11 protein-coding genes are annotated in these 16,855 nt (G+C 57.5%); all 11 read right to left on the bottom strand.

All coding sequences use genetic code 11. The features are described 5' to 3' along the window. Nucleotides 1-23 precede the first annotated feature (23 nt). The 11 genes from pheS to pepN all read right to left on the bottom strand — a co-directional run bounded on the left by pheS (nt 24) and on the right by pepN (nt 16,776). A complete protein-coding gene (gene pheS, locus soil367_RS05465) occupies nt 24-1,022 on the bottom strand; it encodes a phenylalanine--tRNA ligase subunit alpha (RefSeq protein WP_136547691.1) in 999 nt (332 codons plus the stop codon). A 307-nt stretch (nt 1,023-1,329) separates the two neighbouring features. After that, the gene (gene rplT / locus soil367_RS05460; RefSeq protein ID WP_136547689.1) at nt 1,330-1,686 is read right to left on the bottom strand and encodes a 50S ribosomal protein L20; all 357 of its coding nucleotides are present in this window, start codon (nt 1,684-1,686) and stop codon (nt 1,330-1,332) included. A gap of 29 nt (nt 1,687-1,715) precedes the next feature. Continuing rightward, a complete protein-coding gene (gene rpmI / locus soil367_RS05455; protein ID WP_136547686.1) occupies nt 1,716-1,907 on the bottom strand; it encodes a 50S ribosomal protein L35 in 192 nt (63 codons plus the stop codon). A gap of 126 nt (nt 1,908-2,033) precedes the next feature. After that, nucleotides 2,034-2,579: a translation initiation factor IF-3 gene (gene infC / locus soil367_RS05450; protein ID WP_136547685.1), complete on the bottom strand. Its 546-nt coding sequence runs from the start codon at nt 2,577-2,579 to the stop codon at nt 2,034-2,036. Beyond that, nucleotides 2,576-4,501 carry a threonine--tRNA ligase gene (gene thrS / locus soil367_RS05445; protein ID WP_136547683.1) on the bottom strand — a complete coding sequence of 642 codons (1,926 nt, stop codon included), beginning with the start codon at nt 4,499-4,501 and terminating at the stop codon, nt 2,576-2,578. Before thrS ends, infC begins: the two co-directional genes overlap by 4 nt. A 212-nt stretch (nt 4,502-4,713) precedes the next feature. Next, nucleotides 4,714-7,320 carry a TRAP transporter permease gene (locus soil367_RS05440; protein ID WP_136547681.1) on the bottom strand — a complete coding sequence of 869 codons (2,607 nt, stop codon included), beginning with the start codon at nt 7,318-7,320 and terminating at the stop codon, nt 4,714-4,716. 154 nt (nt 7,321-7,474) lie between these two features. Further along, on the bottom strand, nt 7,475-8,452 hold the full coding sequence (locus tag soil367_RS05435) for a TAXI family TRAP transporter solute-binding subunit (RefSeq protein WP_136547679.1): 978 nt from the start codon (nt 8,450-8,452) through the stop codon (nt 7,475-7,477). 289 nt (nt 8,453-8,741) lie between these two features. Beyond that, nucleotides 8,742-11,126, bottom strand: coding sequence for an efflux RND transporter permease subunit (locus tag soil367_RS05430; protein WP_136547677.1), 2,385 nt, complete (start codon nt 11,124-11,126; stop codon nt 8,742-8,744). Between the two features lie 38 nt (nt 11,127-11,164). Further along, nucleotides 11,165-12,223: a WD40/YVTN/BNR-like repeat-containing protein gene (locus soil367_RS05425; RefSeq protein WP_246065543.1), complete on the bottom strand. Its 1,059-nt coding sequence runs from the start codon at nt 12,221-12,223 to the stop codon at nt 11,165-11,167. Nucleotides 12,224-12,528: 305 nt separating this feature from the next. After that, on the bottom strand, nt 12,529-13,914 hold the full coding sequence (locus soil367_RS05420; protein ID WP_136547673.1) for a DUF1329 domain-containing protein: 1,386 nt from the start codon (nt 13,912-13,914) through the stop codon (nt 12,529-12,531). Between the two features lie 231 nt (nt 13,915-14,145). Beyond that, nucleotides 14,146-16,776: an aminopeptidase N gene (gene pepN, locus soil367_RS05415; protein WP_136547671.1), complete on the bottom strand. Its 2,631-nt coding sequence runs from the start codon at nt 16,774-16,776 to the stop codon at nt 14,146-14,148. Nucleotides 16,777-16,855: the final 79 nt, after the last annotated feature.

Raw genomic sequence — 16,855 nt, 5'->3', positions numbered from 1 at the left:
TTCTTCGCCTCTTCTGCCTGGATTTACCGGAACTGCCGCAGGAACCGCATATCGTTGTCGAAAAAGATGCGCAGGTCGTTGACGCCGTAACGCAGCATAGCCAGGCGCTCAACGCCTACGCCAAAAGCAAAACCTGAGTATTCTTCGGGATCGATCCCGCAATGCTTGAATACGTTGGGATGGACCATTCCACAGCCCATGACTTCGAGCCATTTGATGCTGCCATCGGCCTCCCGTCCCCACTCGATATCCACTTCGGCAGATGGCTCGGTGAAGGGAAAATAGGACGGTCGAAAACGCACTGCAAGATCGCGCTCGAAAAAGACTCTGAGGAATTCCTCAATGGTGCTTTTGAGGTCGGCGAAACTGACGCCAGGCTCCACCAGAAGTCCTTCGACCTGATGGAACATGGGCGTATGCGTCTGGTCCGAATCGCAGCGGTAAACCCGCCCTGGGCAGATCATACGGAACGGCGGCTTGCCCTGTTCCATGGTACGGATCTGTACCGGTGAGGTATGGGTACGCAGGAGTGTGCCGGGGTTGAAATAGAACGTGTCGTGCATCGCCCGTGCGGGATGATGCGCGGGGATATTGAGCGCTTCGAAGTTGTGGTAATCGTCTTCAATCTCGGGCCCCTGCTCCACGCTGTAGCCGGCGCGGGAGAAGAAACCTTCGACCCGTCGCAGCGTCCGGGTAACCGGGTGGAGGCCGCCGGTCTTCTGGCCTCGTCCTGGCAAGGTGACATCGATGGACTCCGCCGCCAGTTTGCTCTCCAGCGCGGAACTCTCCAGCAGCGCCTTACGCTCGCTGATCGCCGCCTGTACCGTACCCTTGGCTTCGTTGATCCGCTGACCTGCAGCAGGACGCTCTTCGGCTGACAGGTTGCCCAGGCTCTTCAGCAGCTGGGTCAGCTCGCCCTTCTTGCCGAGATAGTCCACACGCAGCTGATCGAGGGTTTTCAGGTCCTGCGCCTGCTCAACCGCGGCCAGCCCCTGCCGAACCAGGGCGTCAAGATTCTCCATGGGTTTGCTCCTCGATGTCGTTCCAGCGCAGACGCGGAACTGACTTTTACTTATAGATCGGGGTCCGTTCAAAAGAACGTCGGAATACTGTTATCGCCTTTAGCGTTTACGGAAGCGATCCTGCCGTATCCACCAGCCATAGCATTATTCGAACGCGCCTCGGTCGAGTCAGGAAATGTATTTCCTGACTCTGATCGGGCCGAGCTTACAACAAAAAAAAGGGGAAGATTGACTCTTCCCCTTTAGCTGACACGCCAGCGATCCGCCAGCGGTCACATCGACTTGCACTCGGCAAGCGGTGAAGAGCTTAAGCCAAAGAGGCCTTGGCTTTCTCCACTACCGCGGTAAACGCCGCCTGTTCGTTCATGGCCAGATCGGCCAGAACCTTACGGTCGATTTCTACGTTGGCTTTCTTCAGGCCGGAGATCAGTCGGCTGTAGGACAGGCCGTTGGCCCGGGCACCCGCGTTGATACGGGCAATCCACAGAGCGCGGAACTGACGCTTACGGACACGGCGGTCCCGGTACGCATACTGATGCGCCTTGATAACCGCTTGCTTGGCTACACGGAAAACACGACTGCGGGCACCGTAATACCCTTTAGCCTGCTTCAGAATCTTCTTGTGACGACGACGGGCTACAACACCACGTTTAACGCGAGGCATACTCTATTCCTTTTACTAACCGAACCAGATTATTGGGCAATCATCCGTTTGATCTGAGCGACATCAGACTTGGCGATCAACTTGGTACCACGCAGTTGACGCTTCCGCTTGGGGCTCTTCTTGGTCAGGATGTGGCTAGTAAAGGACTGCTTATGCTTGAAACCGGTAGCGGTTTTCTTGAAGCGTTTTGTAGCCCCACTCTTGGTTTTCATCTTGGGCATTTTTAATACTCCGCATTCTGTTATTGAGACTCTCAGTTATTGAGACTCTAAAAGTCGTAAATAAAGCAATGCAGAAACGCAAAAACCTCTACCCGTAAGGCAGAGGATCTTTAACGCTTGCTGACATTACCTTTTCTTGCGGGGGGCTATTACCATGGTCATCTGGCGCCCTTCCATTTTCGGGTGCTGTTCGACCGTACCGATTTCTTCCATGTCAGCTTCGATCCGCTTCATGAGTTCCATACCGATTTCCTGGTGGGCCATCTCACGTCCGCGGAACCGAACGGTAACCTTGCCTTTATCCCCTTGTTCAAGGAAACGTATCAGGTTGCGTAGTTTTACCTGATAATCCCCTTCTTCCGTCCCTGGGCGAAACTTGATTTCTTTAATCTGGACCTGCTTCTGCTTCTTCTTGGCAGCTGCCTTGGCCTTTTTCTCTTCAAAGATCTTTTTGCCGAAGTCCATGATCTTACAGACTACGGGGTCCGAATCTGCTATCTGGACCAGATCCAAGGATTCGCTCTCCGCGGCTTGCAGGGCTTCCGGTAGCGGTACGATGCCAACCTGCTCACCATCTGAACCGATGAGTCGTACTACCGTAGCTTCGATGTGTTCATTAATCGGGACGCGTGGTGCCCGGCCGCGACGTGCTGTGCCTTTTTTGATAATCAGTTCTCCGTTTCGGTTCTGCTCTTACGCTCAAGCTCGCCATTAACCCGCGCGAGGAACGCATCAAGCTTCAGGGTGCCCAGGTCTTCGCCCTTTCTGGTGCGGACCGCGACCTCACCCTGTTCGACTTCTTTGTCGCCGATAACCAGGAGGTAAGGCACCTTGTCTATTGTGTGCTCGCGAATTTTAAAGCCGATCTTCTCGTTTCTCAAGTCAAGGTTGACCCGCAAGCCTGCTTTTTCAAGCTGATCCGCTACTTTCGTACAATATTCGCGCTGATTATCGGTAATATTGAGCACAGACACCTGTACCGGAGCCAGCCAGGTCGGGAAAGCGCCCTCGTAGTGCTCGATCAGAATCCCGAGGAAGCGCTCGAACGAACCCAGCACTGCCCGGTGCAGCATCACAGGCACTTTGCGGTCCTGGCTGCTGGACACATACTCAGCGCCGAGACGCCCAGGCATGGAAAAGTCGACCTGGATGGTGCCGCACTGCCAGACCCGGCCGATACAGTCCTTCAGGGAGAACTCGATCTTGGGCCCGTAGAAAGCACCCTCGCCCGGCAGCAGCTCCCAGTCTACACCCTGCTTATTAAGCGCTTCTTCCAATGCCGCCTCCGACTTGTCCCAGACTTCATCGGAACCCACGCGCTTTTCAGGGCGGGTGGACAGCTTGTAGAGAATCTCGGTGAAGCCGAAGTCCGCGTAAACTTCGTGCAGCAGATCAATAAAAGACGATACCTCGTCCTGGATCTGGCTTTCCTCGCAGAAGATATGCGCGTCATCCTGGGTAAAGCCCCGCACCCGCATCAGCCCATGGAGAGCGCCAGATGCTTCGTTACGGTGGCAGGCCCCGAACTCTGCCAGACGTAGCGGCAGATCCTTGTAGCTTTTAAGGCCCTGATTATAGACCTGGATGTGACACGGACAGTTCATGGGCTTGATAGCGAAGTCGTACTTTTCCGACTCCGTGGTAAACATGTCGTCCTGGAACTTGTCCCAATGACCGGACCTTTCCCAGAGCGAACGCGCCACAACCTGGGGTGTACGAATCTCCTGGTAGCCATGACGCTGGAGCTTGGCGCGCAGGTACTGCTCCACCTGCTGATAGAACGTCCAGCCTAATGGGTGCCAGAACACCATGCCGGGCGCTTCTTCCTGCATGTGGAAGAGCTTGAGCTTCTTGCCCAGCTTACGGTGGTCGCGCTTCTCGGCTTCTTCCAGCCGATTCAGGTAAGCCTTGAGTTCTTTCTTGTTACCCCAGGCAGTCCCGTAGATCCGCTGCAACTGTTCGTTGTTTGTATCACCGCGCCAGTAAGCGCCCGCGACTTTGGTCAGTTTGAACGCCTTGAGCTTACCGGTATCGGGCACGTGGGGGCCGCGACACAGATCGATGAAGTCGCCCTGGCGATAGAACGACAGGGGCTCTGCGCCAGGGATATCTTCGATGATACGGACCTTGTATTCCTCGCCCATCTGATCGAATAGGGCGATGGCCTCTTCCCGGGAGAGGATGGAACGCTGCACGGTAATTTCCTGCTTGGCCAGCTCGGCCATGCGGTCTTCGATCTGGCGCAGATCGTCCGGCGTAAAGGCACGCTCGAATTTGAAATCGTAGTAAAAGCCATCCTCAATCACAGGGCCGATGGTGACCTGGGCCGACGGGAAAAGCTCTTTCACAGCCGCCGCCAACAGGTGGGCAGTGGAGTGGCGAATGACATCGACGCCTTCGGGGTCCCGCTCGGTCACCAGCGCCAGGGACACATCCTCGTGGATGGTGTAGCTGGTATCGACCAACTCGCCGTTGACCTTGCCGGCCACCGCCGCCTTTGCCAGACCTGGGCCGATATCAGCAGCAACCTCATGGACACTGACGGGATGGTCAAACTGGCGTGAACTACCGTCCGGGAGGGTAATCGAAGGCATTGGTCTGTCCTTTCTCAGTGGTGATCCCTACGAAAGATCACATGAATGGCCGGCCCGACCTGAACATGTACTGCTCCAGACCGCGCCGAAATAAGAGCGCGGTATTCTAGCAAGAGTATCCTGGCGCTGCCATGAGTATCAGTTTTCACTGCAACCGACGCACGCCCGGCCAAATGGGTGACGCCATTCGGCCGGACGCAGCCCCCTCAGGCTCACGCTGTACGCGTGACGCCCACTGACTCTGCCCGGCGCCGCCGTAGCTGCAGAAAAGCCATTAATCCCAGCAGCGCCAGCGCGGGGATGAAAACCAGCTCCCTGGGCGGGCGATCCGTCTGGGTAATCAAGCTATCGATCGTCCAGTCAAAGTACAGGCCGGCGTTAGCTGGCGCGCTATCATAAGCGACCGCATCAACGACAACCCGATCCCCGTCCCGCAACAACGTCAGCCCGGCCTGCTGGAGCCTTTCTTCCGGTTTGTCGCCCTCGGGCAGCACCAGGTCAAAGGTAATGGTGGATTCGGAGCCCATGTTATCCATGCCCGAGGCCTGAATGCGTATTGTCTCGCCAGGCTCGGTATTCTGCACACGCTCGAAAACCTCAACCCCCGGTGATACCTCAGTGGGTGGATATATCCTGTCCCACCAGAAGCCGGGGCGGAACAGCGTAAACGCTATCAGCAGCAGCGCCACAACCTCCCACCACTTGCAGCGTACCAGCCAGAAGCGCTGGGTTGCCGCCGCAAAAACCAGCATCGCAATCACGGCCGTCACCACCGTCACAGTAAGATCAAACCAGCCCGTCAGGCCGATTAGCAGTAGCTGGTTATTGAAAATGAACATGAACGGCAGGATCGCGGTCCGGATGTCGTAGGTGAACCCCTGAATACCGGTGCGGATCGGGTCTGCTCCGGATATCGCCGCCGCCGCATAGGCGGCCAGACCCACGGGCGGCGTATCATCCGCCAGGATGCCGAAATAGAACACAAACAGATGCACAGCAATCAGCGGCACCACCAGGCCGTTGGCCGCGCCCAGCGCAACAATCACCGGGGCCATGAGGGTTGAGACCACGATGTAATTCGCTGTGGTGGGCAAGCCCATGCCCAGGATGAGGCAGATAAATGCGGTGAAAATCAGAATAAGCAGCAAATTGCCGCCGGAGATGAACTGCACAAATTCCGTCATGACCAGGCCTATTCCGGTCAGCGTTACGGTACCGACCACAATGCCGGCTGCAGCGGTCGCCACGCCGATCCCGATCATATTCCGGGCGCCGGTCACCATGCCTTCAGAAAAATCCCGGGCTCCGTGGCGAAACGCATCAGCGAACTGCCCATTTTTCTGGAAGAACACGAGCAGCGGACGCTGGGTGAAGATCACAAACACCAGGAAGACGATCGCCCAGAACGCCGAGAGTCCCGGTGAAAACCGCTCGACCGTCAGACACCAGACCAGCACGACAACCGGCAGTAGAAAGTGCAATCCTGCTTTAACCGTCGGCCCGACGGGCGGCAGGGTTTCCAACTGCTCGGCAGTCAGTTCGTCATTGACACCCGGGAACCGCGAGGCATAGCCCAGCACGGCAACATAGATTGCAACCAAGCCTGCAGCAACGATCCAGACTGCGTAGTCGGGCGACCAGGCTTTGATCCAGCCGATGCCGTAATAGACCGCCAGTGTGAGCGCGAGCATGCCAACGATGACGGTACCCCAGACCAGCAGACGCTGGGCCAGCGTCGGGGTTTCCACCCGGGTAATACCCCGCATGTTCAGCTTCACAGCCTCAAGGTGAACGATGTAGAGCAGTGCTATATACGAGATCAACGCCGGCAGGATGGCGTGCTTGACTACATCCAGATAGCTGATCCCAACGTATTCCACCATCAGGAACGCCGCCGCGCCCATCACCGGCGGCGTCAACTGGCCGTTGGTGGAAGCTGCGACTTCGACCGCGCCGGCCTTGGAAGCCGGAAACCCGACCTTTTTCATCAAAGGGATTGTGAAAGTCCCGGTCGTCACAACGTTGGCAATCGAAGACCCCGACACGATGCCGCTAAGCCCACTGGCCACCACGGCTGCCTTGGCCGGCCCGCCCCGCATGTGACCGAGCATGGAGTAAGCCATTTTTATGAAGTAGTTGCCGGCGCCCGCTTTCTCAAGAAACGCCCCGAACAGGACGAAGAGAAAAACGAAACTGGTGGATACGCCAAGCGCCACCCCAAAAACACCTTCGGTCGTAAGCCACTGGTGCGACGCCAGACGGGCCCAACTGGCACCCTTGTGGGCGATGACATCGGGCATATAGGGCCCGGCCACAGAGTAAGTCAGAAAAACAGCAGCAATCACCGTGAGCGGTAAGCCGAGAGAGCGCCGTGCGGCCTCCAGCAGCAGAAGGATGCCCGCAAACGCCACTGCCATGTCCGTCGTCGTGTTACGCCCTGCGCGAGTGGCCAGCTCTTCATAGAAGACCACCAGGTAGCCTGCAGCCATCGCCGCAAGCAGGGCCAGCACCCAGTCGTAGACGGGCACGTGGGATGACCGGTTGCGGAACATGGGAAACACGGTGAAGGCCAGGAACATGGCGAAAGCAAGGTGGATGGCCCGGCTCTCAGTCGAGTTGACCATGCCAAAATCAAACATGTAAGGCAGTGGCGAGGCAATCCAGAGCTGAAAGAGAGACCAGGCAAATGGAATTGCAAAAAGGACGACTGCGGTTTTCCCTCGCCCCGTGCGCCCACCGGTTTCGGTGCCGAGCACGTCCTGGATCTTTTTCTGTCGCTCGTTGTCCGGCTCGACAGAGGGATTGCTTTGATCGACCATCGGGCCACCGTTTTTATCAAGTAGAGGAATACATTCTGTTCGAGCCGGAACTCAACCAGAGGCAGGAACTTCATGTGGCGCACAGAACCATGAAAAAGGCCGACTCGCGCTCCGGTATCGGGTACGAGTCGGCCTCATAGTCTAACGCCGGAACTTATTTCAGAAGCCCGACTTCTTTGTAGTATTTCGCCGCGCCTGGGTGTAGCGGCGCCGAAAGTGCTTCACTGACCATTTCGGACTTCTTCAGATTGGCGAAAGCCGGGTGCAGACTGCGGAAGCGATCGAAGTTCTCGAACACGGCCTTTACAACCTGGTACACCACTTCATCGGGCACGTCGGTGGACGACACAATGGTTGCCGCTACGCCGAACGTTTTGGTGTCTTCGGACTCCCCGTAAAGGTCGCCGGGTATGGTCACGGAGCGATAGTACGGGTTTTCTTCAACCAGCCGGTCTACCGCATCATTGTCCACATCGACCAGTTCGCTGTCACAGGAGGTCATGGCTTCCTTAATAGATCCGGACGGGTGACCTACCACGTAGAAGAACGCATCGACGCGGTTGTCACAGAGTGCCTGAGACATTTCAGACGCCTTAAGCTCGGCGGTTTGCGAGAACTTGTCCTCGCTCCAGCCCATTTCTTCCATAAGCACTTGCGCAGTAGCGCGCTGGCCAGAACCTGGGTTGCCGACATTGACGCGTTTGCCTTCAAGATCCTTGAAGTTCTCTATCTCAGCCCCGCGGCGTGCGACCACCGTAAAGGGTTCCGGGTGCATGGAGAATACCGAGCGCAACTTCTTGTTGGGTCCGGTGCTTTCAAAGTCGCTGGAACCGCTGTAAGCGTGATGCTGCCAATCGGATTGTGCAACGGCCAGGTCCAGCTCGCCTTCACGAATGGCATTGAGGTTATAGATCGAGCCGCCCGTACTCTCGACCGAGCAACGAATGCCGTGCTCGGAACGGTTGCGGTTAACCAACTGACAGATCGCTCCGCCGGCCGGATAGTAAACGCCGGTGACGCCGCCCGTGCCAATAGTGACAAACTGCTGTTCGGGCGCAGCCGTGGCCGCACCAGCCGAAAGCCCTAGCGCGGTTGAGATTGCCACATATGAAACCAGTCGCCTCAATGTCATACCCTTGTTCCTTTTCTTCGTTTTTTGGATTCCTTGGACAACCTGATACTCAGGCTGCCTGGGTCATCCCCTTTGCCGGATCAGCCGGGCCAGACACGATCAGTGATTCAGCCTGTGAAACGGAGGGGACTCCTTGGTCAAACATAAAGGAAGGATACCGGGAAATAAAGCCTGTTTAATGTTGTCGGCAGCCTGACCGTCATAAAAAAGGGGCCCGAAGGCCCCGACAGTTAAAGCTTATGATTTCTTCATCCGCATGATGAGACCTCTGCCACGAACGGTTCGGCCATCAGTCTTTCCTTGCTCTTGCAGCGGCTACCATTTTCTCCGGGCGAAGCAGGAACCGCGCAAGCGCCGGCAGCAGCCAGATGGCACCGACCATATTCCAGAGGAACATGAAGAACAACAGAATCCCCATGTCGGCCTGGAATTTGATGGGCGAGAATATCCACGTTACGACGCCGAGAGCCAGCGTCGCGCCGGTGAAGATAACGGCCTTACCGGTAGAGCGCAGGGTTTCGTAGTAGGCCTCCTGCAATGTCTTGCCCTCGAGCAGGAAGCGCTCGAACTTGGTGTAGATGTAGATCCCATAGTCCACTCCGATACCGACCCCTAACGCGATTACGGGCAGTGTTGCGACCTTCACACCGATGCCCAACTGCGCCATAAGCGCTTCGCCGAGGACCGACGTCAGGCCCAGCGGAATCAACACACAGAGCGTTGCCCGCCAGGAACGGAATGTGATCAGGCACAGTATGGCGACCACGCTATAGACCAGGATCAGCATCATGTCCTTGGCCCGGGAGATAACCTGATTGGTCGCGGCCTCTACGCCCGCGTTACCCGCCGCCAACAGGAAGCGGTGCTGGTCGGTATCGTTCTCGGCGGCAAACTGCTCAACGACCTCGACAACCTCCTCCAGGGTGTCGGCCCGATGGTCTTCCAGGAAGACCATCAGCGGGGTCAGGCTACAGTCCGTATTGATCAGCCCATCGGGCGCACGCTGGGTCGTGGCATTGATAATTCCCTGGTTGGGGGATATCTCGTACCACTTGAAGCTCCCTTCGTTGAGAGCGCGCGTGACAATCTTGGACACATCAACCAGCGAAGCCGTCGACTGCACCTTGTCGAGATTCTCCAGGCGCCACTGAAGGTTATCCATGGCCGTCAGCACTTCGTAGGCAATACACTGCTCCGGCGGCGTTTCCACCATGACGACCATGACGTCAGCAGAGCTGCTGTAGTTGTCGATAACGAAGCTGTTATCCAGGTTGTAGCGACTGTCCTGGCGGAGCTCCGGCGCACCCTGATCCAGGTCGCCGATTTTCAGATCCTGCTTGAAGTAAAGCCCTGCGCCGAGACCTACCAGCGCTATCAGTATCGAGACCGGGGCAACACCAGGATGGGCGAAGTAAGACATGATGCGCCACTTGCGATCCGCGCCCTCACCCTGGTTGCGCACGTGACGAACGCCCCCTTTGGTAATGCCGATGTAGGACATGATGATCGGGTGCAGCACCAGATTGGTCACAATTACGATTGCAACGCCAAGACCAGCCGCGACGGCAAGGTCGCGAATGACGTCGATCTGAATCAGCAGTAGGGTCAGGAAGCCGATAGCATCACTGACCAGCGCCAGCATGCCAGGAATGTAAAGTTGGCGGAAAGCCAGTCGGGCCGAGGTCAGCGGGTCGAAGCCCTTGGCCGCTTCAGCCGCCATTGCGTTGACGATCTGAACGCCGTGACTGATGCCGATTGCAAAGACGAGGAAGGGCACCAGCACCGAGTAAGGGTCGAGACCGTAACCCAGCAGCCGTAGCAGCCCGAGCTGCCAGAACACGGCAACTATGGCCGTGAACACAGGTACGAGTGTGCCGGCGATACACCGCGAGTACCAGAATAGGAGGACCGTCGTCAGGATGATGGTTATCAGAGCAAAGCCGCCGATCGCCCCAATGCCCTCGATCAGATCCCCAACCTTCTTGGCGAACCCAACAATGTGGATTTCAACGTTCGGATATTTTTCCTCGTACTTTTCGCGAATCTGGGTTTCAAGACGCCGTGAAAAGTCAGCATAGCTCAGCGACTCGCCCTGGGCATTCTGCTCGTAAAGCGGTGCATAAATGATGGCCGACTTGAAGTTGTCCGCGACCAGGCTGCCGACTTCCCCCGACCGCAACACGTTCTGGCGCAGCTTTTCCAGTTCAGCCGGAGAACCGTCGTAGGTGTCCGGGATCACCGTGCCGCCCTGAAACCCTTCCTCGGTCACTTCGACCCAACGCACGTTAGGCGTCCACAGGGACTTGAGACCGGAGCGATTGACGCCCTCCAGGTAAAATACTTCGTCGGTAATCTCCTGCAATGCCCTCATGTACTCGGCATTGAAGATATCCCCCTCTTCGACCTCTACGGCAATACGAACAAAGTTGCCGAGGTTGGCAAGATCGTCGCGGTTGTCGAGCATGTTGACGATGTAGGGATGTTCCAGCGGGATCAGACGCTCAAAACTCGCGTCAGGCTTGATTTGGACGGCGTTGTACCCCAGAAAGCCTGTCAGCAGCAAAAAGCCGATCAGAATGACCAACCTGTTGTTGAAAATGACGCGCTCCAGGAACGGCTCTGCCTTTGGGGTCAATATGTAGTGCTCGCCCTTGTCGTGCTTACTGTTAGACATTCATTGTTCCTCGTTAAACCTTTTCTTGTTCGCACGCGTCAACGGGCGCTACTACCAATTTTTTGGGCGTTCAATCCATCCGGGCCGGCTATCACCGCGCCAGTTTCACCAACCAGCAAGAGGCTGCCGTCGTCGCGCACGACCACATCCAGCAGCGACTCGCGGTCAGGCCGGATGTAAGTCCGAAAGCTTTGACCGGCATTGGAGCTGACGGCTACCAGGCCATTGTTGCCGACCAGCACCAGCTTGTTGTCGCGGCCCTGCCCGGCTCCCATCAGGGTCTGGCGGTCAGCCAGTTCGACAGCGGTCCAGCTGCGGCCCAGATCTGTTGAGCGGAATACGTTCCCCCTTAGCCCGAACGCCAACACTTCATTCACGTTCCCGGTGCCCGTGATACCGAAAAAGGAGCCCTGATAAGGTGCCTCCAGGGCTTCCCAGGTCGCACCGTTATCGGTGGATCGGAACAGGAGCCCATATTCGCCGGCAATGAAAAGTGCCCCGCCGGTGATCCGGGTGATGGCATTGAGGTGAGACCGGTTCGGGTTATCCAGCGCCATACCCAGGTTGGTCCAGGTTTTGCCAGCGTCCTCGGTATGAAAGAAGAAGCCATACGAGCCCACGGCGAACCCTTCCCGACCATTCAGGAAGAGGACGTCCAGCAGAGGCTTCCAGGGACCACTGTCAGCGTCATAGCGGGCATCGTCCAGGGTAAACATCAGGTCCTCAAGCTCGAACTCGAGGTCCTCCTGCTCCTCTTCGGGCGCTTCCTCGATTTCATCCTCAAGCGCAGCAATCTCCTGTTCAAGCAATGCGATAGTAGACTTGGAAGCCTGGTACCCATCGAATTGCTTCTGCCATGTGGCACCCTTATCGGACGAATGCAGGATAACCGCCCCGTGGCCGACGGCCCAGCCGTTCTGCTCGTCACCAAAGTGAACAGCGTTGATCAGTGTGGAGACAGGCACTTCTGCCTGCGTCCAGCTTTGGCCGGTGTTATCGGAATACACAATGTGGCCACGCTCTCCCACCGCGACCAGGCGGTCGCCAGCGCGGGCTGCATCGGTCAGCAAGGCCTGGGCCGCGAGCGGCGAGGCCATGGCAGGCGTCTCCAGTACATTTCCGACGGGTTGAGCAACGGCCCCGGCGGGGGTCAGGCTCAGACACAAGCAGGCCACTCCAAACGACTGGAGAATGGATCGATTCAACATTGAAAATGCCCTTGTTGGTGTTTCCGGTATAGTTCGGATCTTTACGGTTCAGCTGATGTTTCCGGTGCACGTCTGGTGTGCCGGTGCAGTTCTTTTTCGGTGTGCCGTGAGGTAGGCCGGTAACATAGTGAAGCGCCGCGACCGGTAGCCCGGCGGCGGCGCTTCAAGAGCCGTTGAAGCGGCGTACTGGTTTCTCAGCGAACGCCCCGCCGCCGCAGCGCAAACGGGGAGAAATATCGGCTGCCCGGCACGTTATCGGTAAATTGCCGTGTTGAAGGTTCTTCCGTGTCGAGGCCCTGTACGTGGTACCGACGAGCCTGGAGATCGTAGAAAACATCGAGCGTCGTAAAAACGCCTGGCAACTCGTAGATGTTCTTCAGCATAGCCATGCTGACCCGCCAGAGATCACCGCGGGCGTCATACTGATCCACGAGCGCTATGCTCCAGCTGTCCTCGTCGATATAAAACCTGCGTTTCTGGTAAATATGGCGGGCATTATCCTTGAGATTCGCTTCCACCACATGTACCCGGTGTAGTTCCCAGCGGACCAGGTCGGGATTGATGTGTGAGACGCCGAGGATCTCGGAGTAAGGCAGCCCTTTCTCGCTCAGCCGATACGTGTTGTAAGGGATATAGATTTCCTCGACGCCCTTGTAGCTCCAGTTGTAGCGATCCAGCGCACCGTTGAAGATGTCAGTATCATCGGCTGTCCGTAAATTGTCTGCAGCGGCGATGGGCGAGTCGTACGCGAGGTTAGGCGCCCGCCGTACCCGACGCTGCCCTGCGTTGTAACCCCAGGCCCGGCGCGCTTCCTTCTGCTGGTTCAGCGTCTCATGAATAAGCACGGCGCCGCCGGCGAGACGCGGCGGTGAGACGGTAAACGACAGGTAGTAGAAAAGAACATTCTCCAGCGAGTCCGCATCGGCTTCAGGATTGAAGAAGTTAAAGAATATTTCCTGTTGGGACGAGACGAGGGAGTAGTTGCCGTTGGTCTGCACAGCCACTTCGTTGGAGCGCCTGACCCCGTAAATGCCGCGCCAGCGCGTCAGATGATTCCACATGGCCTGCTTGGCCATTTGTTCATTACTGCCGCTGAGTATCGGAAAGGGAACACCGCCGTAGGCGTCTTCGATGCCGTTGCCGTTCGCAACCAGCTTGGCCCGGCGGGCGTTCTCCTGGGTGTTTTTCTGAACATGTTCGGGTGCGGTATGGGTACGCCGCGTTTCGTAGACCTGGACATTGAAAGTCGTCGGATAGGTCTCTATTAAAGCCTCGGTGCCGGCGCTCAGTTTGTCGCGATAGAGGTCGACATTCTGACTGTCAATCGTGAAAAGACGCTCGTCATCCGGAAACGGATTGATATGGTGTTGGCCGGTACCTTCGTAACCGGCTGGCTGGTCATCATAGCCACCAGTCCAGTCCGGGATCGTCCCGCTGGCGTTACCCTCTCGCTCAGCACCGAACGGCGTCAGATCGCCCTGTAGCCGGTTCGCCTGCTCCGCTGATACGGCCGCGTGACCGACACTCGTTAGTAAGGAACAGAGCAACGCTGTTCCCACAAGCCAGTTCTTATTATGCATTCTGCCTACCCTGTTGATCGCAAAGAGCACCCTGTATCTAAAAGAGTAGACGAAACAAGACGTTTGTCTATCAGTCCAAAGTGCGATTGTCTCACTGACCAGGCGAAAGCATGCCATCAGCGGGTCTCAGGCCGTGCCTGAAGCCGCTGAGGTTACCCCACGGCAAACCAGTGGCCCTAGCAAACCAGTGACCCTACCCCAACGGCCAGTCACAAGATGTGATCCGTTCAATCAGCTCAGGCCCTTTGACACAATTTCGTAGGTGTCCCGTGACAGCTTGGGCTGACCCATCACCTCGCGCAACGCTCTTTGCATCGCGTCGGCAGTCTCCGGCTTGAACTTTTTCCAGCGTGTTAGTGGCGAGACCAGGCGCGCAGCAATTTGCGGGTTGGAAGGATCGAGCCGGATGACCTGTTCGGCGAGGAAGCTGTATCCCGAACCGTCCGGTGCATGGAAGTTCACCAGGTTCTGCCCGGCGAATGCGCCGATGACTGAACGGACTTTGTTCGGGTTTTTCCAGTCAAATGCGGCATGCTCCATCAGAGCCTTGATATGCGGCAGAGTGCCTGCCTGAGGACTGGCTGCCTGAACCGCGAACCACAACTCGACCACCTGAGGATCCGCCTGCCATTGCTGGTAGAAGTCGTCCAGCAGCGTCTGCCGTGCTTCGGCGAAATCAGAATTGACCACAGCCCGCAGTGCGCCCAGCCGGTCCGTCATGTTATTGGCTTGACCATACTGGCTGCGCGCCAGTTTCAGGGCCTGCTCGTCATTGATGCTCAGCAACCAGGCCAGTGCCATGTTGCGCAATGCCCGAGCGGCCATGTCTTCCGAAGTGTACCGATAAGCGGCCGGGGCGGGATGGCGCTGGTAGACCTCATGTAGATCGTCCCTCAGCGATCTGGCCAGCGAGGTGAGCACTTGCTCCCGTGCCTGGTGCAGCTTCAGCACATCCGCCGATGGCGTCAGTTCGATCAGGTAGGCCAGGCTGGGCAGGGACAACATTTTGGCAACGAGGGCCGGGTCCAGCGCATCATTTTTCAGGAGCGCCGAACAGGCCGAGACCAGCCGTGCATCGACTTCGGCCTCACGCCCTTCAGCCAGTGCTTCGATGACATCGGTCGCCAGCCTCTGGCTCGCATCCCAGCGATTGAAACCGTCGCTGTCATGGCTGATCAGAAACATCAGCTGATCACGGGTCCACGGATAACGCAGCCGCACCGGGGCGGTAAAACCCCTTAGCAACGACGGCACCGGGCGCGCCGTAATATTGGTAAAGACGAATTCCTGTCTGGGTTCGGTGATATCAAGCACCATTGATCGGCCCGACGGTTCGCTTCCCTCAAGCTGAAGCTCCAGGTCCTGGCCATCCGTGCCCAGCAGCCCTAACTCGAAAGGCAGGTGGAACGGCGCTTTTTCCGGCTGGCCAGGCGTCGGCGGACAGGACTGGCTGATCGACAGTCTGTAGGTCTGGCTGGCCGCGTCGTAACTGTCCTCGATCGCCAGTTCAGGCGTGCCCGCCTGGTCATACCAGCGGCGGAACTGAGTCAGGTCCCGGCCGGAGGCGTCCTCCATGGCGCGCACGAAGTCGTCTGTAGTCACCGCCTGGCCGTCGTGCCGCTCAAAGTAGAGGTCGCTGCCGGCCCGGAAAAGCTCCGGGCCCAGCAGGCTATGTATCATCCTCACAACTTCAGCGCCTTTTTCGTAGATGGTCACCGTGTAGAAGTTGGTGATCTCCATGTACTCGGCGGGCCGTATCGGGTGCGCCATCGGGCCGCTGTCTTCAGCAAACTGTGCGGTGCGGAGCATGTTGACGCTGTCTATGCGGTTGACCGTCCGGGAGCCCTGGTCGGCTGAATACTCCGAATCCCGGAAGACAGTGAAGCCTTCTTTCAGACTGAGCTGGAACCAGTCCCGGCAAGTTACCCGGTTGCCGGACCAGTTATGGAAATATTCATGGGCGACAATGCTTTCGATGCGGTCGTAGATAGCGTCGGTAGCCGTCTCAGGGCTGGCCAGGACACAGGAGGAGTTGAAGATGTTGAGGCCTTTGTTTTCCATCGCCCCCATATTGAAGTCATCCACCGCGACGATCATGAAGACGTCCAGGTCGTACTCACGCCCGTAGACTTCCTCGTCCCAGCGCATGGCCCGCTTCAGGGCCGCCAGCGCGTGGTCACATTTTTCCTGATTACGGGGCTCGACATACATTCGCAGCGCAACGTTGCGCCCGCTCACGGTCTCGAAGCTATCGTGGCGCTCCACCAGGTCACCCCCGACCAGGGCAAAGAGATAGGCGGGCTTGGGGAACGGGTCTTCCCAGGTCACCTGATGCCGGCCTTCTTCCAGAGGGCTGCGATCGACCTCATTGCCGTTGGCAAGCAGAATGGGGTAACGCTTCAGATCAGCCTCGATACGGGTGCGAAAACGCGCCATGACGTCGGGCCGGTCAAGATAATAAGTGATGCGCCTGAAGCCTTCGGCTTCACATTGAGTGCAGAACATGCCCGATGACTTATAAAGCCCTTCGAGCCGGGTATTCTCTTGCGGCTTGATCCAGGTAACAACACCAACCACGGCTGAATCCGGCATGTCACGGATAGTCAACTGGCTGTCCTCGACGACGTAGCGCGACGCGGACAGGTGCTCCCCGTTCAGCGTCACTTCCTCCAGCTTCAGGTCCTCGCCGTCGAGATGCAACTCGGACTCCGGCTGCACCGAAGGGTTGCGGCGCACGTCCAGTCGCGAGTGAACCCGGGCACCGTCTTCGAACAACTCGACCCTGAGGTCGACCTGGTCGATCAGGAAAGGCGGCTCGCGATAGTCTTTCAAACGGATAGTTTTCGGTTCGCTGGTGCGCATGGCACAACCCTCGTGCGGAAAATGTGTTTAGCCTGGCCTGGCCGCCGGCGTAATTGTCGGCCGCGTGCCTGCTGGTCTA

Origin of the sequence: Hydrocarboniclastica marina, from assembly GCF_004851605.1 — a bacterium.
Taxonomy (GTDB): domain Bacteria; phylum Pseudomonadota; class Gammaproteobacteria; order Pseudomonadales; family Oleiphilaceae; genus Hydrocarboniclastica; species Hydrocarboniclastica marina.
Note: the sequence above shows the minus strand (reverse complement) of the source record. Positions and strands in the feature narration are given on the sequence as shown.